This is a genomic window from Pseudopedobacter beijingensis, from assembly GCF_042678145.1.
GTDB lineage: Bacteria > Bacteroidota > Bacteroidia > Sphingobacteriales > Sphingobacteriaceae > Pseudopedobacter > Pseudopedobacter beijingensis.
The window spans coordinates 44,199-64,731 of record NZ_JBHUDG010000004.1 but is presented as its reverse complement, the minus strand read 5'-3'; the positions used below and the strand labels follow the sequence as shown (position 1 = coordinate 64,731).

14 protein-coding genes are annotated in these 20,533 nt (G+C 36.3%); 3 read left to right on the top strand and 11 right to left on the bottom strand.

Going from position 1 to position 20,533, the window contains the following annotated elements:
- Positions 1-993 precede the first annotated feature (993 nt).
- Positions 994-1,464 carry a hypothetical protein gene (locus tag ACFSAH_RS05240; protein ID WP_379661654.1) on the top strand — a complete coding sequence of 157 codons (471 nt, stop codon included), beginning with the start codon at positions 994-996 and terminating at the stop codon, positions 1,462-1,464.
- Here ACFSAH_RS05240 and ACFSAH_RS05235 read toward each other — a convergent pair.
- The 6 genes from ACFSAH_RS05235 to ACFSAH_RS05210 form a co-directional block, all read right to left on the bottom strand.
- The gene (locus ACFSAH_RS05235; protein ID WP_379661653.1) at positions 1,455-3,245 is read right to left on the bottom strand and encodes a peptidase associated/transthyretin-like domain-containing protein; all 1,791 of its coding nucleotides are present in this window, start codon (positions 3,243-3,245) and stop codon (positions 1,455-1,457) included. The two genes, ACFSAH_RS05240 and ACFSAH_RS05235, sit on opposite strands and share 10 nt — an antisense overlap.
- On the bottom strand, positions 3,246-4,193 hold the full coding sequence (locus tag ACFSAH_RS05230) for a FecR family protein (RefSeq protein ID WP_379661652.1): 948 nt from the start codon (positions 4,191-4,193) through the stop codon (positions 3,246-3,248).
- Positions 4,190-4,819, bottom strand: a complete 630-nt coding sequence (locus ACFSAH_RS05225) for an RNA polymerase sigma-70 factor (RefSeq protein ID WP_379661651.1) — start codon at positions 4,817-4,819, stop codon at positions 4,190-4,192. The genes ACFSAH_RS05230 and ACFSAH_RS05225 overlap by 4 nt, the downstream gene beginning before the upstream one ends.
- A 25-nt stretch (positions 4,820-4,844) precedes the next feature.
- Positions 4,845-6,026 carry a hypothetical protein gene (locus ACFSAH_RS05220; RefSeq protein ID WP_379661650.1) on the bottom strand — a complete coding sequence of 394 codons (1,182 nt, stop codon included), beginning with the start codon at positions 6,024-6,026 and terminating at the stop codon, positions 4,845-4,847.
- 67 nt (positions 6,027-6,093) lie between these two features.
- Positions 6,094-7,584 (bottom strand): NAD(P)H-hydrate dehydratase, encoded by a 1,491-nt coding sequence (locus ACFSAH_RS05215; RefSeq protein WP_379661649.1) that lies wholly within the window; start codon positions 7,582-7,584, stop codon positions 6,094-6,096.
- A 193-nt stretch (positions 7,585-7,777) separates the two neighbouring features.
- Positions 7,778-8,047 carry a helix-turn-helix domain-containing protein gene (locus ACFSAH_RS05210; RefSeq protein WP_379661648.1) on the bottom strand — a complete coding sequence of 90 codons (270 nt, stop codon included), beginning with the start codon at positions 8,045-8,047 and terminating at the stop codon, positions 7,778-7,780.
- 73 nt (positions 8,048-8,120) lie between these two features.
- Here ACFSAH_RS05210 and ACFSAH_RS05205 point away from each other — a divergent pair, with 73 nt between their 5' ends.
- Positions 8,121-10,553: an SGNH/GDSL hydrolase family protein gene (locus tag ACFSAH_RS05205; RefSeq protein ID WP_379661647.1), complete on the top strand. Its 2,433-nt coding sequence runs from the start codon at positions 8,121-8,123 to the stop codon at positions 10,551-10,553.
- Positions 10,554-10,882: 329 nt separating this feature from the next.
- Here ACFSAH_RS05205 and ACFSAH_RS05200 read toward each other — a convergent pair whose 3' ends face one another.
- From ACFSAH_RS05200 to ACFSAH_RS05180, 5 genes are all read right to left on the bottom strand, one after another.
- Positions 10,883-13,342: a phosphocholine-specific phospholipase C gene (locus tag ACFSAH_RS05200; RefSeq protein ID WP_379661646.1), complete on the bottom strand. Its 2,460-nt coding sequence runs from the start codon at positions 13,340-13,342 to the stop codon at positions 10,883-10,885.
- 212 nt (positions 13,343-13,554) lie between these two features.
- Positions 13,555-13,767, bottom strand: a complete 213-nt coding sequence (locus ACFSAH_RS05195) for a hypothetical protein (protein ID WP_379661645.1) — start codon at positions 13,765-13,767, stop codon at positions 13,555-13,557.
- Between the two features lie 55 nt (positions 13,768-13,822).
- Positions 13,823-16,672 carry an excinuclease ABC subunit UvrA gene (gene uvrA, locus ACFSAH_RS05190; RefSeq protein WP_379661644.1) on the bottom strand — a complete coding sequence of 950 codons (2,850 nt, stop codon included), beginning with the start codon at positions 16,670-16,672 and terminating at the stop codon, positions 13,823-13,825.
- Positions 16,673-16,787: 115 nt separating this feature from the next.
- Positions 16,788-17,885 (bottom strand): mandelate racemase/muconate lactonizing enzyme family protein, encoded by a 1,098-nt coding sequence (locus tag ACFSAH_RS05185; RefSeq protein WP_379661643.1) that lies wholly within the window; start codon positions 17,883-17,885, stop codon positions 16,788-16,790.
- Positions 17,886-18,234: 349 nt separating this feature from the next.
- The gene (locus ACFSAH_RS05180; RefSeq protein ID WP_379661642.1) at positions 18,235-18,993 is read right to left on the bottom strand and encodes a lytic transglycosylase domain-containing protein; all 759 of its coding nucleotides are present in this window, start codon (positions 18,991-18,993) and stop codon (positions 18,235-18,237) included.
- A gap of 204 nt (positions 18,994-19,197) precedes the next feature.
- On the opposite strand from ACFSAH_RS05180, the gene ACFSAH_RS05175 reads away from it, so the two are divergent.
- Positions 19,198-20,328, top strand: a complete 1,131-nt coding sequence (locus ACFSAH_RS05175) for a pseudouridine synthase (protein ID WP_379661641.1) — start codon at positions 19,198-19,200, stop codon at positions 20,326-20,328.
- Positions 20,329-20,533 lie beyond the last annotated feature (205 nt).

Here is a 20,533-nt window from a genome sequence, read left to right as displayed (position 1 = left end):
CAGCTAAATATAATTATCACCAATACTGAATTTCAGCAGAGTGGATGTTTCTATTTTGGCTTGATATACTATTCAGCTGAACTCGACTATTATTCGTCATGTTTTCCTGCTATCTGGGTTATCACGATGGAGCCTGTCCCGATACTTGGGAATTTTATACAAGGTTTAAGAACCCATACAATGAGATAAGACTGTCTCAAATTAGTGTTTTTTTGGCTGATCCCTTCGTCGGGCTCAGGACAAACTCAGTCAAAACCTGTCTAGTACCATTTAAAGCATATTTCGTCTCCGCTACCATTGACGTTATTTACAAAAACTCACAATCAAGCATTTTCGCTCTTACCTCTCCGGCCTCTGGACCGGCCAGGTCAAGCTCCTTTTATTCATGGTTTTTATTTGTTTTTTTTAAAATGTATTCATGAATGCTTCGCATGTTCCCTCAAAAAGGAACCAAAAACTCTCCGCTACGCACAATTCTTTGAAAGATTATACTTAGGCTTAACCTATGCCAACCGAATTGTGCTGATACGGAATTTAAGCAGAACGGTTGACCCTGCTTTAGCTTGATTACAGAAATACAATTCAAAAGTCATTTTATATTGATTTATATTACAATATATTCTGCCTCAATATGACACTCCTATTTATGAGACATCCCCAACACAACGCTTGTGTTTTACACCTAACCTAGTATTATTAATAGAATTCAGATTAGTAATCTATAAACCATAGACTTTTAGCTTTAAGAACCTATTTAAAAATGAGATAAATAAAATACAGTGGTAAAAGAGACTACTTCGTTCCTCGCAGTGATGCTCCTATTTTTGTCATTGCTAGGAACGAAGCAATCTCAACAACTATAATAATTATTGAATGAAATTTAAACAAGCTTTAAGCCTTTTCAGTAGATTTCACGATGAGCTATAAACCTTTATCTATCAGCAACCAGACTTCGGTCTCTCCACTTCCGACTTTTTCACTATCTTTATCACTATGAAATACGAAAGAACTCAAATTGGATGGTATCTTATTGTTATCCTCTTGCTAAGCTTGATAGGTATTTCTTTAGGTTATATATATCAGTGGGGCGATAATCCATTATCTAAAAATATTTATCAGCTACTTTTTTTCATCCTGATATTAATTACCATTAATTTTTACAAACTTAAAATCAGAGTAGACGAGAGTGGCATCAATATCAGCTACGGTATTGGTCTTATTAGCTGCAACATTAATCCCGATAAAATAGAAGAAATAAAGGTTATAAAAACACCTTTACTCGCCGGATTTGGCATAAGATTACTACCAAAAGGTACTTTATATAATATTCAGGGGCGCAGTGCTGTTAAAGTGATGTACTCTAAAGACAATGTTCAAAAACAGGTTTCCATTGGGAGCGATAATCCTTTCGAACTCAAAGCTTTTCTTGAACAAAGATTTAACGTACGTTCTCATCAAAAATAATATACTAAGCCTAATTTTCCACCTAACCAGGATTTGCTATTACGGTTAATAGTACTTGCCCAGGATGGAACTGGCAATTCTTTTGTGGCTAAAAGATCTCGTTCATATAACTGGTAGGTAGCCCCAACTACCAATCCCAATTTATTATTTAGCTTTTGTTCTAAAGCTGCTATAAATTTTGTAGAATTTCCCAAGGCATACATGGCACCATCAGCATACATTACATGAACAAATTCTGCCGATAGTAATGTTTTTTTACCTAATAGGAAGTCATGCCCCAATCCAACATTAAGCATATAAAACCGCTCCTTATCTTTCCAGTTTGCTCCTACTTCCCAAATGGTATAAAGGTTAGCATTTCCACTTCTAAAACTCGCATATGAGTTTAAAAGTTCGTCTGTATAAATACTTAACTTTTTATAACCATTTTTATAGATATTGAATAAGCCCAACCCCACCCCATCAAGTGTATCCGCCAGATTGATTAATCCAAACTGAAAGCCTTTAAAGTTTTTACTTTTATTCAGCACACCTGAAATTTGTATTCCCTCCGCGGATTCTCCTTTTACATGATTGAATATGCCAGAGAACTGAAAACCTCTAAAATTCTTACTTGTGTAATTATAAATACCGGACAGTTGCGATCCGTCTACATTTTCGTTAACCTGATTAACTATCCCTGCGAGTTGAGTGCCCTGCAGTTTTCCACCTATCTTATTAAAAATACCCGAAACCTGAAAGCCTTTAAAATCTTTCTTTACCTGATTGGTTATACCTGCTAACTGTAACCCCTGGAATCCATCATAAACTGTATTCAATATCCCGGCAGTTTGCATTCCACTTACGTGTCCCCCCACTTGATTGAACAGACCGGCAAGTTGAAAGCTTTTATCAATATCATTTTTGGTTAGATTAAACAATCCGGCACTTTCAAAACCGGTTACACCTGCCGAATAACCTCCTAACACATTAAATGAAAATGTATTGACTACCTGCGAGCTCATTAAACCTTGCGACCCTAAACCCGGAACTAACGAAGCTTGTACTCGGTTATTTACAAAAAAGTCCGGAATATTTAAACTTTGTATCCGTCGTTTAGATGATACAAAAAAACGCCCCATCCCCGACTGCTCTATCATATTATTAAAGCCGGACTTATAAAAATTAGATTGGCGGGAGTCTTCTGCTATAACTCCTTCTGGCAGTACCTTTATATCTGCCAGAAAAAACATCGTTGTATCTTTATAAAGTGTTTTACTGGCCGTTAATACTACAGATTTATGGTTTCCTGTAAATCGTAATCTAAATGCCCCATTTTTATCTGTTAAGGCAGATTTTAGTAATTGCTTCTCGTATACACTGGCATTTTTAACGCCCAGTCCTGTTTTTACATCCAGTACTTTCCCTTTGATAATATAACGCTTGTCTTCGGCTCTAATTTCGTCTGCATCAATATAAAAGCGATTAACCGCAGATCTCAGAATAATATAACCGTCCAGTTCATAATATTCTACATTACCTTTAAACAGTTGATCCAGAATATCCCAAACCGGAAGGTTAATATAATTGACGGTTACCAAGCTATCTGTATTCAACAAAGCACCGCTATACGAAAAGCTAAAATTGCCTTTCTCTGCCATTTTGTTCAATACTTTATCTAACCTTTCATTCTTTACATCGAGGGTCATTTTCTGTTGCAACATGCGATTTTGCCCATACAACAGATTGGCTGTAAATAGGATTGGAAGGAAAGACCATGCTAAAGCTCGTATAAAACTCATCTATTTCTTCTTCAATATATATCCTTCTTTGTCCTTAATAATTTTCAGGTTGAATGTTTGGGCTATTATCTCCAAAATCTTTTCTAAAGGTTCTTCTTTAAAAGTAACATTCAGGTTTAATGTTTTTAAGTCTTCTGTTGCCAATGTCACTTTTGTTGAATAGGCTTCTGACAATACCTCTACAACTTTCTGTAATGCCACACCATTAATCACAAATTCTTTATTTCTGTAATACTTGTATAAAGAATCGCTGGTTTTACTTACAGCCAGATTTTGTTGATCTGCTCCGAGCTCTATTTTATCTCCCGGATGCAGTTGAAGTTCCTGATTGGCTTTGAAGACCTTTACCAAACCTGATTCTACAATGACTTCTGTGTAACCTTCTCTATATTTAACATTAAAAGAAGTTCCTACAACCAGAATTTGAACGCCATTATCCAAATCTACTATAAAGGGTTTATCTTTATTTGGGCTAACATCGAAAAAAACTTCTCCTTCTTGTAATTCTACCAATCTTTTTTTGGAAGAGGGTTTAAATTTCAACTGGGTGTGTTTATTTACAGTTAGCACTGAACCGTCTGATAATGTTTGGGACAAGACATTGTCTTGTGCCGTAATTTCAACAGTAGTATTTAATTTGGAGAGGTAGAACCACACAGCTATTCCTACAACAAAAAATAGGGAGGCTACTTTAAGAAATGCCGGATTTAAACGCCTGCTACTTTTTTCAGTTACGCTGTTACGACGTTGTACAAAACGCTCCCATGCTTCGTTCTCATCGGGCTGTGTTTCTTTTTTGAGTAATTCACCGCTTTTTTCCCATAAAAACTTCACATGATTAAACTGTTGCTGGTTTTCATCACTTTGACGCATCCAATCTTCAACAATTGTACGTTCCTTTTCTTCTGTTTCTCCTAGCAGGTATTTGATCAACAATTCATCCGTCATAACGCTACAATTAATATTTTAATACAGGTTGCCAAACAAAGCAGGATCGGAAGATAATCTACCAACTTAAATCTCAGGCTTTTTAATGCTTTCCCCATGTGTACTTCTACTGTTTTTACAGATATATTTAGCGCCTCGGCAATTTCCTTATATTTCAAATTCTGAAAACGACTCATCTGAAATACAGTCCGGCATTGCTGAGGCAATTCATTCAATGCCTGCCTAAAGTTATGTTCTAACTCTTTGGCTTGCGTACGTTCTGCCGCATCTCCTTCCATCGCATTCTGATGTTTCACATATTCTGCAAATTTATTTCTCACTTTCGTATGTCTGATGTAGTTTAAACTATCATGATAAACACACTTATATAAATAGGGTCTTAAAGATTCTTCTGTTTGCAAAAGTTCTTTACGTTCCCATAATTTCAAAAAAACGTTCTGCACAATTTCTTCAGCTCCCACATCATCGTTCAAAATCCCAAAAGCATAAGCATGCAAAGCCTTAAAGTAGTTTTTAAACAACGCTTCAAACTCTTTTTCTATGTTCTTATCTATAGCCTTCTGATTGCTCAATCTCTGAATATTTGGGTTCAAAGATAATTGTTTATCAGGTTGTTCTGCATGCATTTGATATAAAAAAGAAGTTATCACCTTAAAGTATTAATTTCAGACCGGCAGAATAGCCTAAGAATAAACCTTGAAAATTCCCGCTATTTTTCCCATTCCAGGAGTGTAAAAAGTTTTTGGTTAAACCCTTACCTTCTTCAGTTCCGGTACTCATATAATTAACAGATCCTCCTAAAAACACATCTATTTTATTCCCTATGCGATAAGTAGGCATTACAGCAAGTGAGTTTCTGTAAAAATCACCTTTTTTAAAGCTGGTTAGTGTAAGATGGGTGAGTTCTGTATTTAACTGGAATTGTTGCATTCTCCATAAATGGGCTCCAAAACCTGCTTGTAAAGCATATACTTCATCTTTATTTTTAAGGTTATATCCTAAACCTAAAATACCATAGAGCACTTTTCCTCCTGAACGGAAGGCTGCAATAGCGTTTGATTGATCATCTATACTTAAACCGATGCTCTTTTCGCCATTCTTAATAACATTAATGATTGCAATAGGATAATCGCTGCTATCTGCTATATTTAAAATACCTGCAAACTGTATTCCCGATACTTTTTTTGCTTTGTTGAATATACCTGAGAACTGAGATCCTTTGACATTTTGGGCTATGTTACCTATGCCTGCAAATTGTACCCCGCTAACAGAGTCTTTTACCTGATTTGCAATACCCGAAATCTGCACTCCTCTGACTGAATTTGCACTGTTAAAAATACCGGAAAACTGACCTCCTTTTAGTGTAGCACTGTCAGTCATATTCATTATTCCTGCAAACTGAAAACCATCTGCTCTTTTTGCTTTATTGAATATCCCGCCAAACTGAAACCCTTTAACGTCTTCCTTTGCAAGGTTAGCTATACCTGCCAACTGTACGCCTTTACCTGACTTATAATTATTAAGGACGCCTGAGAATAAAACACCGTCTGCCTTTTGACCAACATGATAGCCTATACCCGCAATGTGTACACCTTTTACATTATGATTAACTTTGTTAAAAATACCGGCAAAGGAAACTGCCTCTTCTTCATTGGATAAACCGCCCAGTAAGTGCAAAGAAACTTCATTGCTATAAGCCGGAGCTTCTTTACCATTGCTACTTACAGGATACATAACACCCACATGTAAATTGGATTTTTTTTCCTGCGCAAATAAACCTGAGAATAAACTAACTGTAGTAAACAGTACACTTAAAAATAATTTTCTATACATGATATTTCTATTGTTCTTTAGATTAGAACACCTGTATAAAGAAATACCCCTACCCTGAATTTATTTTTTATGATTTTAGTTCTTTAAGCGCATAAGGAATTTGCTTAACCAGCTTTGTTGGTGGCACTACATACATTTTTTGCCCTAAATGTTCGCCTACATAACCGTGTATATAAACTCCCATTAGCACTGCCTTATCTATAGGATATCCCTGAGTTATAAAACTACTGATCATCCCGGTTAATACATCGCCCATACCTCCACTGGCCATGGCTGGCGAACCTGAAGAATTAAAACAACAAAGTCCTTCGGGACTAAACACCATGGTGTACCTGTTTTTTAAAACAATAAATACTCTTAAGCGCTGTGCTTCTTTAAAAGCTGTTTCTATCCTATCCCAACAATTATGGTGCTCTCCAAACAATCGATCGAATTCTTTAATATGCGGTGTCAATACTGAATGCGATGGTAAATTCTGCAATAGCTCCATATTGTTTGCCAGCAGGTTTAGAGCATCTGCATCAAAAACAATTGGTCTTTTATAATGGTTAACAAGTACGGTCAATAGCTCTTCTGCTTCTTTGCTTTTACCCAAACCCGGTCCAATGGCTATAGCCTTATATTTTTCCAGATCGGTATATTTAAGGTTTTCCTGATCCATAAACATAACTTCGGGCAAACGGGAATTAAGGGCAATCAAACCAGATTCCGGAATGCATAAGGTTGTTAAGCCTGATCCTGTTTTTAAACTCGCCTCCGCAGCTAGCAAAGCCGCTCCCATTGTTTCTTTTGCTCCGCTTATAATCAGATTATGACCATAAGTACCTTTATGCTCAAATGCCTGTCGCACCCGGATATTATTCTGGATGTCTTTTTTCCAGAACCAATAGTATGGCGAACTTATAGACTCTATAAACTCTTCGTTAAGGCCTATGTTTACCACTTTCCATTCTTTTATATATGGTGCAGATAACGGGAGTAAAAAATTGAGCTTAGGCCGTTGGAAAGTAATTACCCAATCAGCTTTGAATATAATTTCTCCAAACAGTTTCCCTTCAGACGGCATTCCTGTAGGTACATCAACACTTACCTTAACTCCAGAAATTGCATTAAGTTTCTGCACCAAAGCAGCAAACTCACCTTCCAATGCTCTCTTAAGTCCTATACCGAGTATAGCATCTATAATAATATCGCTTTCTTTAAAGCTAATATCATCTGCACTTTTGAGGTAAAACAGACTGATCTCTTGCTCCTGCAAAGCAATAAGATTCTCATCAAACTCAGGAGTAGACTTTTCTGCAAAATCGACAACAACAACTTGTAAATTCTCGTAATGATCCTGCCACAATAATCTTGCTATGGCCAAACCATCACCTCCATTATTTCCTTTTCCACAGAAAATAGTGATATCAAGCTTTTTATCCTGATACCGTTCTGTAAATGTTTTTACAAAAACCGAGGATGCCCGCTCCATTAATTCTATGGAAGGAATAGGTTCGTTTTCTATTGTATATTGGTCTGCAAGTTTAGTTTGCGCTGCATTGATCAATTTAAGCATACCTGTTTTTCATCTGATGTTTAGTGTCCAAAATATCTTCAATGAGTTGGACAATATTAAGTTATAAAATATTTATTAAGAAATAAATAGATTTTGATGAATATTATATGCTGTGAGGTATGATTTAGTATCTACTATTTCTGCTTAATTTATAAGCACAGTCTGGTTAACTGATCTTAAAAAATAGATAAAACTAATAATCAAAGAGGTCTTTTAAAGGAATATCTAAGGCTTTTGCTATCGCCGTAGCTGTAATTAATGTTATATTTACTTCACCTCGCTCTATATTTCCAACCTGATTTTTAGAAATATCCGCAGCAACTTCCAATTGCCATTGCGATAACTTCCTATCCTTTCTTAGATTCCTAAGATGAGTACCAAATCTTTTCAGAACATTTATATCTCTATTACTAATCACATATCTAATATGCCTTTCGTTTAAACATTTTATAACCAAATACATTGGGTATTTTGTTTTATTATTAATATCTTAGTTTGAAAATCAATTACTAACTATTAATTAAACCTTAAAAACAATGAAAAAAAGATTACTCATTTTATTATTCACACTAGCTTTCATCGGGAGTTATGCGGCCGAAAATGTAATAAAAATTGTTGTATTAGGCTCCTCTACAGCAGCGGGGTCTGGAGCAACTTCTGGTCAGGGATGGGTTTCAAGATATACAGCCTATCTAAAAAATTTACATCCCCACAATGAAGTTGTTAATTTAGCTGTAGGCGGATATACAACCTATGATATAATGCCTGATAATTATTCAGTTCCTCCCGACAGACGTCAACCTAAAACAAACAATAATATAACTAAAGCCCTCAGTTATAATCCCGACGTAATTATTGTTAATATGCCTAGTAATGATGTTGGGAATGGATATCCTACCAACGAAATAATGAGCAATTACACTGTATTAAAATCCCTAGCAGATGCACAAAATATTCCTATTTATTTTACATCTACACAGCCCAGGAATTTTACAGATAATGCAAAAAGACAGCAACAGGTAGAGATCAAAAATGCTACCCAAATTAATTATCCTGACACCTATATTGATTTTTGGACAGAAATTGCTGAAACGGACGGAAGGATTAAAGCAGAATACGATTCAAGCGATGGAGTCCATTTAAATAATGCAGGCCATGAAATATTGTACAACAAAGTCATAAGTACTACTAGTATTTTAACTTATGCAAAACCATATATCCCTTCCTCTTATTCATCTGCAGGAAAAATAATGATTGATTTTGGCACAAGTACAAACTCTACTACTTCTACAACGGATAATTACTGGAATAATATCACCAGTGTATCTTCGGGCTTTGCTTCTCCTTTACAGAACCAAAATGGAGAAATCACTCCATTTACAATACATGTCCATGCACCATTTACAAACACCAATATTAATGGAACGCTCTCAGGACCAGTAGACTATCCAGAAAACGCAATAAAAGACAGTTTTTACGGATATACAACAGGTGTTTTTTCTGGAGGTTCATCATACGAAAAATCAGGAGTCACCTTAAGTAATCTGGATACCGATAAATCTTATTCATTAACATTTTATGCCAGTAGAATTGCTACGGCTTCGGACAACAGAGAAACCAAATATACTGTCAAAGGAAAAACTGAACAATCGGTAATACTGAACATTCTGAATAACACTTCCAATATTGTTTCAGTACACAATATGGAGCCTGATAATAATGGTAATATTATTATTGAGGTAACCGCAAGTGACAACAACACCCATGTTAATAGATTTTATTACTTAGGAATACTCGATATAGAATACAAGCCAAAAACAGTTTTACCTGCTACAGGGCAAATACTGATTGATTTTGGCTCAAGCGCAAACTCCACTATTTCTACAGCCAATAATCACTGGAATAATATTAATAGTGTATCCTCAACAGCGGCAACTCCTTTGCAGAATAAGACTGGAGAATCCACTCCTTATACTATTAATATCCATGCTCCATTTTCAGGCACTAATAATAATGGAGATCAAAACGGAACAACGGATTACCCTGCAAATGCAACAAAAGATAGCTTTTACGGTTTTACAACAGGTACATTTGGTACTAATACTAGATATGACAAATCGGGTATTACATTAAATAATCTGGATACTGACAATTATTATTCATTGACTTTTTATGCTAGTAGAATAGACAACAATGCCAGCGACAATAGAGAAACTAAATATACTATTAAGGGAAAAACCGAGCAATCTGTAATATTAAACATACTAAACAACACGTTTGGTACAGTAGCAGTACAAAACATAGAACCTGATAATGAGGGCAAAATTATTATAGAAGTAACTGCTAGTGATAATAATACCCATACCAACAAATTTTATTATTTAGGGGTATTGGATATAGAGTACAAACCAAAAACAACACCGGTTACATTGGTTGATTACACATTAGTTAAACATTTAGATTATATAGATGTCAATTGGTCAACATTATCAGAAAATAGAAACTCACATTTTGAAATATATCGAGCTGGCTCTGATCACCAATTTCTCTTACTTTCGACCATTCCTGCGGTGACTTATACCGGATTCAAGACTTATAATTACCAAGATAATGATCCATTAACGGGAATTAACTATTACTTTTTACGACAAGTAGATACAGATGGTAAATATAAAGATTACGCTCCAAAATCTATAAATTTCAGCTCTAACACTAATAATGAGTTTAATGTTTATGTCTTGACAGAAAGTGAGGATATTATCGTGAATGCTTACGAAGAAAAGGAAAACAAAAAAGCAGAAATAAGCATATATAATTCTAACGGACGTTTATTAACAAAAAAAGAAACTATTCTAAAAAAAGGGAATAATCAAATTAATGTCGGCAAGATAAATCACACTGGAGTTTATATTGCCATTTTGAAAAAAGAAAATAAGATGCTTTCATGTAAATTCTTGATAAATTTTTAATAAAAAACACCAAGAGGGTGTCTAAAAAGCTAGTATTACCGTCGTCGTATGTTCGCTGAGCTTTTTAGATTCTGTGTTAATAAACAAGACAATTTTATGTTTTTTTTTTGTAATTTTGAGTTTTAGGCGGTCTTGTACCAGCCTGTTTAGGGTAGTCCTTGTTGACTGCCCTAATTTCTTTGTATAGTATGACTTTGCTTTTGGACACCCCTTTTCCAATACTATTCGCAATTACTATTATCTGTGACATTCAATATTGGATCTGTACAAAATCTTTCTCACTTAACCTCTAAGTAATTCTATGATTATATCTCTTTCTCTCCACCAAATTACTTTCGTACAGGCAGTTGTTCGCCTCCCATAAGCGGATCTGTGATACTCGGACCTCCTGTTTCTATATGTCCTGCATACCTATAAACAAAACCTGGATTATCTTTAGACCGGATTTCAAAGTCGTACCACCCACCAGATTTTTTCAATTCCCATACCTGTTTCTCTGCTTTTCCTGTGTTAAAAACCCGCATTTCATATCCATAGGATTTATCTTCTATTAACAATGTAACATCTTTTGATATTTTATCTAAAACAAATCCCCGTTTTCCATCGCCTGTATCGACCTGGATATGTATACCAACATTTTTATCGCCCACAAAAGACCTGTAAAATCCATTAGGCCCATATACTTCCAAATCGTAATTCCCTTGAAACTGATGGATGGCCCAGGTATATACCAGAGGCTCGCCCTGCTTAACCGTAAAATTCCATGTTCGACCTGCTTGTACATCATTACCATAAACACTTCTTGCTTGCACCATAAAGGGAACGCCTATTACTTTGGTTTTGGGTAAATTTCCTCCAATTTCAAAACGTATCAGCAATTCTCCTTTATCTTTATCCAGAACTGCGTTTACATTTAGATCATAAGGCAGGGCACAGGCTTCTTTTATTCCTTTTTCCTGATGAGGAATCCACTCTTTAAAATCATTACCGGGAATCGCATTTTTTATAAGCTGGTAATTCCCGGGCAGGCCCTTCGATTTTGCACTATAAATACGTTTAATGTCTTCATTCCGGTTAACAAAATCCAGCTGAGGTTTGGTATTGTTTTCTACCGGTCTAAATATAGAGGTTAAATTACCACAGACAAGCCTTCTCCACGGACTTATATTTTCTTCGACAATCTTTTTCCCTGTTTTCTTTTCTAAAAAATGCTCCAGAAATTGCAGACTTGATGTATGATCGAACACTTCCGAGTTTACCCACCCTCCTTTTGTCCACGGGGAGGCGACAACCATAGGCACCCTAAATCCTAATCCTATGGGGCTATCTAAAGTTGCCTCTGGATTATTAGTTCTGATCTTTTCCTGTTCTGCTGTTACATATTCTGCTGCTGTATCCATTCCTTCAGGTAATTTCCCTGTATCTGGACGGGAACTATGCGCAGGCACAAATGGGAGTACATGATCAAAATAACCATCATTTTCATCATAGGTAAGAATAAAAATGGTTTTCTTCCATACTTCTGGATTGGCGGTTAAAATATCTAATGTTTCTGAGACATACCACGCACCATACCAGGGAGACCCCGGATGGTCTGAAAAACGGCATGGTGCCACTAACCAGGAAACAGTTGGTAGTTGACCTGCCTGTACATCTTTTCTAAACTGGTAAAATATATCTCCCTTCGGAACTTTGATAATTTGGTCCTTACCACCTTCGGTATAAGGCATATCTTCTAATGTGTGATAGTCCGGATCTCCTATATTGGTGGTAAACGCCCGTTTATGGATTTCTTTATCAAACTCACTTAATGTATTAAAGTTTTCTTCCGGATACTTTTCATCTTCCTTTCGTAAACGCAATAACTCATTTTCCAATTTTCCCCGCTGCTCATCTTCTTGTGTCATTGTCTTCAGTTTAACTTCTATTTCGCCTATGCGTTTGCGAATATACTTTCTGTGTGCAGGGTGAAATCTAACGTTATATTGTTTATAAAACTCCAGATTATTATCTGTAAAATTTGCCAACCAATCGTCTTCTTCAGAGGTAAGACCTACAGGGACACTCAGTTCGTTCTGATAAACTCTCCAGTCAATTCCTGCCTTCTGTAATCGTTCGGGAAATGTTTTCCATGAAAGATCTTTGTAATTTATTTGCCAGTTATCTACATGTGCAATGGACTCCGGATGATGCGGGTTTTCCCTTATAGCTCCCGACCAAAAGTAGGAGCGATTGGCACTGGTACCGGTGAGCGATGAACAGAAATGCTGATCGCAAACGGTAAAGGCATCAGCAAATGCATAATAAAATGGTAAATCCCTACGATCATAATACCCCATGGTTAAAGGCATATGCTGATACTCTTTTTTAGGTTTCTTAGCTTCTAACCAGGTATTCATTTTCCCCTCGTTTCTGGCCAAAACCATATCTTTCCAGGTATGGGGCAGAGAGCCCATCCATGTTGCTTTCGTATTTTCTATATCTAAATGGAAAGGTGCATAATGTTCGCCCTTTTTATTTGATTGTATCCACACAGGCAACCCACCAGGTTGTATTATCCGTCTGGGATCATTAAAGCCCCGCACTCCTTTCAGCATGCCAAAGCAATGGTCAAACGAACGATTTTCCTGCATTAAAAACACAACATGCTCTGCATCTAAGTAGGTTGAGCCTGCCGGGGCATTAATAGCCAATGCTCTTTGGATTGACTCGGGTAGTATTTGAAATGCAGCAGTTGTTCCTGCCAATAATGAAGCTTTTTTAAGAAATTCCCTTCGTGTGTCCATCATGTTTTGGATTTGAAGGTTAAGATAAGCATACTTCAAATATATTCTGATATGAAATATATACAGATATGCTAACTAAGGAATCTTCCAACCATAAATCTATATCATTAGTTGTTCTATAATAACCCTAGCTACACCGCCAATCATAATGTATTTAACATCGTTATCATTCCGGCATTTCCAGAATCCAAGAAGTTCTTCGTCAAAAACATCCATTAAATTTCATCTGAATAGGAAATAGTTTTATGGGTAACTTTTGCTTTTCTGAACATCATATCCATTCTCATCAATCGGGTCATGATTAGGAAACGTTCTGTATAAGACCTTTTCAAGGCTTTTCTAAGTAAATCCAATTCTGCTTTTTCATAATCAGCATCGGAATCATTCGATATACTTATTTTTTGCCTTTCATGGTTATAAAAATTCAAATAATTTTCATGAGTACATCAATACAATCATTATGCATAACTACTGATTATTAGGCTAACGAGCTATATCAACCATCTCTTTCTTCAGAAATTTTCCGGTAAAGCTATCTTTACAATTAGCCAAACCTTCCGGAGTACCGGTAAACACTATATTTCCACCTCCAGAACCTCCTTCAGGGCCTAAATCAATAACATAATCTGCTACTTTAATAACGTCCAGATTGTGTTCTATAATTAAGACTGTATTTCCTTTATCTACCAAGAGGTTAATTACGCCCAACAGCACATTAATATCTTCGAAATGCAAACCTGTAGTGGGCTCATCCAGGATATAAAACGTATTTCCGGTGTCTTTTTTAGACAATTCAGTAGCCAGTTTTACACGTTGTGCCTCGCCTCCCGATAAAGTTGTGGATGACTGACCTAAAGTGATATAACCTAAACCAACATCTTTTAAGGTTTTTATCTTACGATAGATGGACGGTATGTTTTCAAAAAAATTAACCGCATCATCAATACTCATATCCAGTACATCAGAAATAGATTTGCCTCTATACCTTACTTCCAGAGTTTCTCTGTTATAACGCTTACCACCACACTCTTCACAAGGCACCTGCACATCCGGCAAGAAATTCATTTCGATCACTTTCATTCCAGCACCCTGACAAGTTTCGCACCTTCCTCCTTTTACGTTAAATGAAAAACGCCCGGGCTTATACCCTCTAATCTGCGATTCGGGCAAGGCTACAAAAAGATTTCTGATATCAGAAAATACTCCTGTATAAGTAGATGGGTTAGATCGTGGCGTACGACCAATCGGAGTTTGATCAATCTCAATAACCTTATCTATATGTTCCAAACCTTCTATTTTTTGATAAGGCAGGGGTTGCTTTTTTGCTCTAAAGAAATGCTTATTTAATATAGGGTACAGGGTTTCACCAATCAACGTTGACTTACCGCTTCCAGAAACTCCGGTTACACAAATCAATTTTCCTAAAGGAAAATCAACACTTACATCTTTCAGGTTATTTGCCGTTGCCCCTTTTAAGGTTAATATCTTACCATTTCCTTCCCTCCTTTTTTCAGGAATCTCAATTCCTTTTTCTCCGTTCAGATAAGACGCTGTAAGTGTATGTGTTTGCAAAATCTCTTGAGGACTTCCCTGTGCCACTACTTTTCCTCCCTGTACACCGGCAGATGGCCCCATGTCTATTACATAATCTGCTTCCAGAATCATGTCTTTATCATGTTCTACCACTAAAACGGTATTACTCAAGTCACGTAAATCTTTTAATGCTTTAATTAACCTGTCGTTATCACGTTGATGGAGACCAATAGAAGGTTCATCTAAAATATACATGACATTCATTAGCTGGGAGCCAATCTGTGTAGCTAAGCGAATACGCTGTGCCTCGCCACCTGAAAGAGTCTTTGCCGTTCTGTCCAAAGTAAGATACTCTAATCCCACATCCAGTAAAAACCCAATTCTTGATCTGATCTCTTTCAGAATTTCTTTAGCTATGATATTCTGTCTTTCACTTAATCTATCTTCAATATTTTCAAACCAACTGTACAGATTTTTAATATCCATAGAAGATAGTTCAAAAATATTTTTCTGATCGACTTTGAAATGCAACGATTCTTTTTTCAACCTGGCACCTTCACATACAGGACAGGTTTTTACTACTCTAAAACCATCTAAATCGGAACCAGATTCTTCTTTTTTCTCACTCTGTTCTTCCAATAGCTTAATAATACCATCAAACTCTATCTGGTAGTTTTCTACATTCCATTTATTATAAGCCACTGGAACAGTAATCAGTTCATCCGTTCCATGTAATAAAATCCGGATAGCTTCTTCACTCAACTTTTCTATAGGTTGAGACATGGAGAAATTATATTTTTTAGAAAGTGCTTTGATAACCTGAAATATCCATGTTTCCCGATATTCGCCCAAAGGTGCCAAACCACCATTTAAAATACTTAATTTTTTATTAGGGATAACAGATTCTTCATCTATATCAAATACATACCCCAATCCATCGCATTCCGGACAGGCACCGTAAGGTGAATTGAATGAAAATGTATTCGGTTGAGGCTCGTCATAAGATATTCCTGTAGAAGGACACATCAAAAATCTGGAGAAATGGAAAACGTTATTTTCTTTATCTGAGATTTTGATTACTCCTTTTGCTATTTTGAGTGCCTGTTGTATAGACGAGTATATCCTCTTTTTATCATCCTGAGATACTATCAGACGATCTACAACGGTTTCAATATCGTGTATCTTATACCTGTCTACCTGCATCTTCGGTACCACATCCATAATCTCTCCATCTACACGCACTTTTAAAAACCCCTGTTTTCTGATTTGCTCAAAAAGCTCCCGATAATGTCCTTTACGACCTTTTACCACCGGAGCTAAAACATTAATGGGCTTGCCATCAAATTGTTCTAATATCTGATTAAGAATCTGATCTTCTGACATCTTAACCATTTTCTCTCCTGTATTATAAGAATAAGCATCTGCTACACGGGCGTATAACAAACGCATAAAATCATAAATCTCTGTAATGGTCCCCACAGTTGAACGTGGGTTCTTCGAAGTAGTTTTCTGCTCTATAGCTATTACAGGACTCAGTCCTGATATTTTATCCACATCCGGCCGCTCTAATCCGCCCATAAACTGTCGCGAATAGGCAGAAAAGGTTTCCATATACCGACGCTGTCCCTCAGCATAAATAGTATCAAAGGCTAATGAGGATTTTCCCGAACCACTTAATCCGGTAACTACAACCAATTGGTTCCTGGGGAAGGAAATATCAATATTTTTTAAGTTGTGAACCCTCGCACCATAAACTTCCACATCTTTTTGTTCTCCTAAATCAATTGGTTTCTTACTCATATAAGCCTAATACCTTTATAAATAGCGACGTCTAAAATTAAGCTGCAAAATTAACAAAAAAGACCTTAGCATTTTTATGTATCCCATTGATTTTATGTCATCTTATCCACACCGCTTAAATCCTGACCATTTCGCATTTTTTAAGGTAAAACTCATCTATATCAGCACCAATACCGGGCAAATCATCTATATCCAAATTATAATTTTGATAACGGGCTCCGCCTATAACCGGATCTTCCAAATGCCCAATTAAACAGGTATCTAAATCATAATACTTTACATTCTGATGAGCGTATGCAAAATGCAGCTTGGCACTTAAAGCCAGTCTGGTTTCTAACATACCACCTATCATACAAGGTATATTAGCTTGCTTTGCTACATCGTGAATGCGAATAGCTTCGGCTATCCCTCCTGATTTTACCAGCTTAATATTAATACTATCACAAGCTTGTGCAGCAATTAGTCTTCGGGCATCATGATGATTATAACAACTCTCATCTGCCATAATTTTTATAGAAGTCTGCTTTCTCAGTTCTGGCAAAAAATCATCATTCCATGTACGCATAGGTTGCTCACAAAATTGAATATTGTAATCTTCCATTCTTTTCAGTGCAAAAACAGCATCTTCAAAATTCCATCCCTGATTAGCGTCTAAGCGGATTAATATGTTATGGCCTACGGTTTCCCTTATTTTCTCTACACGTTTTATATCCTCTTTGGCATCTTTTCCCAATTTTATCTTCAGGCACCTGGCACCGCTTTCACAGAAATCCCATGCTTTATCCACCATAGCTGCAACCGTATCAATACCAATAGTTATATCGGTTTCTATTTCTCTTTTATTCCCTCCTAAATATTTATACAAAGGCTGGTTTACTCGTTTGGCATTTAAATCGTAAAGAGCCATATCAAAGGCACTTTTAATAGTTGTATTACCGGCAATCGCCTTATCCAGTTCTTGTAACCGGGCGCTAATATCTAAGACATCTTTCCCTTTCCATAATTCAGCGAAATCTTTAGCAACGGATATACAGGTGTCCTGGGTTTCACCTACAATAAACGGAAATGCAGAACATTCGCCAACTCCATAAATCCCCTCATCACTATATAAACGGATATAAACATTCTGCGCATAGTCCATGGTGCCCGTAGCAATGGCAAAAGGCTCCATTTTAACACTTAATCTATAAATCTCGGTATGTGTAATTTTCATGTATAAATTGGCTCTAAGAGTATTTCTTACAACACAAGATACATAAATATGCAGATTATTTTAGGTGGTATTAGTTTCTCGGAATTAATAAATCTGGAGACGAGAAACCGAAGGTTGACCGTCCATGATCAACAGTTCTACGTTTAACCGTTCATCATTCATAATAGAAGTCAGGAAACCAAAGGCAGATAGGCTATCTCCCTCACTGGGTCACATGAGCTTGTCGAAATATAATGCGCTGGGTGAATAAATTCTGTAAAACCCACTTATTCAATTTCAGGTAGCGGCAACAAGATTCGGGTAAAAAAAAGGGACCGTCTCAAAAAGACAATCCCTTTTCCTTACATTCTTAATTTGGCTGATAAGCCAATAACTTTCTTGGTGCATTAATCTTATAACCATATTTGGCGGGCTTTTCTATTACTTCTTTCATAGAAACCAAACTATAAACGTACGCTGCCGTTTCTCTGTTTAATTTCAGGTGGAAGTAATTATCTTTTTTTTGGCTAAAAATAGATTTTTTTAAACTGCCTTCACCAACATTATAAGCTGCTGCAACCAATGTCCAGTTATTGAATATCTTGTACAAATCTCTTAAATACTTTGCCGCAGCAATAGTAGAAAGACGCAAATTATTTCTTTGGTCTTCTGCTGAATTAACCTTAAGTCCGTACAATCTTGCTGTTTGCGGCATAAACTGCCAAACCCCTGTAGCTCCTCTGGGCGAAACGAGACCATGTCTTAACTCCGTTTCTACCAATGGAATGTACTTGAAGTCTTCAGGAATCCCATATTCTTCCAATATAGGTTCTATTATAGGGAAGTACTTCTGCGCTCTGTAATGCAATTTCAGGGTTTGTCTCTTTGAAAAAGAGTTTGCTTTGAGCGCCCGGCTTAACCGGTATTCTATTTTCTTATCTCCCAAGGGGAGCATTTCTTCTGCGAAACTAAACAGGTCTTCTTCATCTTCCTTAACCTGCGTTTCTACATCTTCAATATGCGTTTTTTGTTCCTTATTGAAGTCTGTGGAGTAGCTGTAACCTAACATTTTCATCACGATACACACAATCAACATCAAGCTACAAGTAACTACGCTTTTTTTAATCATAATTCTTGTTTTTAACACCACTTAGCCAAAAAAGTCTGCAAGTATACCAACTATACTTCACATTATCAAATAGTTATAAAATTGTGACATTTCAAACTTCTTTTATGAGTCCTTTAAAACATGAATATTACATGCCTGTAAAACTTAAAAACCCGGTATTTTTAGTACCTTTGCAAATCACAAAAAAGCATAAAAAACTGTAAGATGCCATTCAATAACAACAGGAAAAGTCGAGAGGACAAGTCCGGAAAAGAAGACAAGAAACCTTTCAAAAAATTTAGTTCAGATAAGTCAGGTTCTCCAAAAAAGACAGGATTCAGTAAAGACGACAAAAGCTTTGGTAAGAGAAGATTTGACAATGATTCTGATTCTTCATCTTCTAACAGGCGACGCAATGATTGGGACTCTGAGAAAAAGGGTAACAGATATGGTAATGAAAACACCACATTTGGTTCTGACAGAAAAACAGACAAGCCTTTCAGAGAAAAATCAGACGATTACAGAAAAAGAAAACAGGATAGCCCACGAGGCAAAAGACCCCCTTCTGAAAGAGCTCCTATACAGGACGAACAGGTAAAACTAAGACCTAAAAAGCAAAGCTTTGACAAAAAAGAGTCCGAACTGATTAGACTCAACAGATATATAGCCAATTCCGGAATATGCTCCAGAAGAAAAGCAGATGAATTGATTACTTCTGGAGAAGTTAAAGTTAACGGTATAGTTGTTTCTGAACTTGGCGCAAAAGTTAATCCCGCAAAAGACGAGGTAAAATACAACGGAAAAGTCCTGAAAAGAGAGAAAATGGTTTATGTTTTACTAAACAAACCTAAGGATTTTATAACCACTACAGAAGACCCGCAAGAACGCAAAACGGTAATGGAACTGGTTAAAGACGCTACCAACGAAAGAATTTATCCCGTTGGTCGTCTGGATAGAAACACAACTGGTTTATTATTATTGACCAATGATGGCGAATTAGCGGAAAAACTGTCTCACCCCAGAAATAATATCACTAAAATTTATAATGTAGAGCTAAGCAAAAACCTGACACAAGGTGATTTTAATAAAATTGCTTTCGGGGTTGAGCTTGAAGATGGCTTTATAAAACCAGACTCCCTGAGCTATGTTGCAGGAGCTTCAAAGAAAGAAATCGGAATTCAAATCCATAGTGGAAAAAATAGGATTGTAAGAAGAATTTTCGAAAGTCTTGACTATGAGGTAGTGAAACTTGACCGGGTTATATACGCTAATTTAACCAAGAAAGATTTACCAAGGGGAAGATGGAGGCATCTTACTGATTTCGAAATCGTTAAACTCAAACATTTCACAAAATAACATTACTTCATCTATCAATAAAAAAAGCGATTTTATATAAAATCGCTTTTTTTATGCCTTTATTTCCCTTCTTAAATTTTAGACTGTTTTTAAATATGTTCTAAATTCTTTAACCAGACACTCTAAATCCGTTTTTTACCCCTAAAAAAAACACAAACAACCTATTGTTTATCAAACATTTACAAGCTAAATTTACAGCAATTCA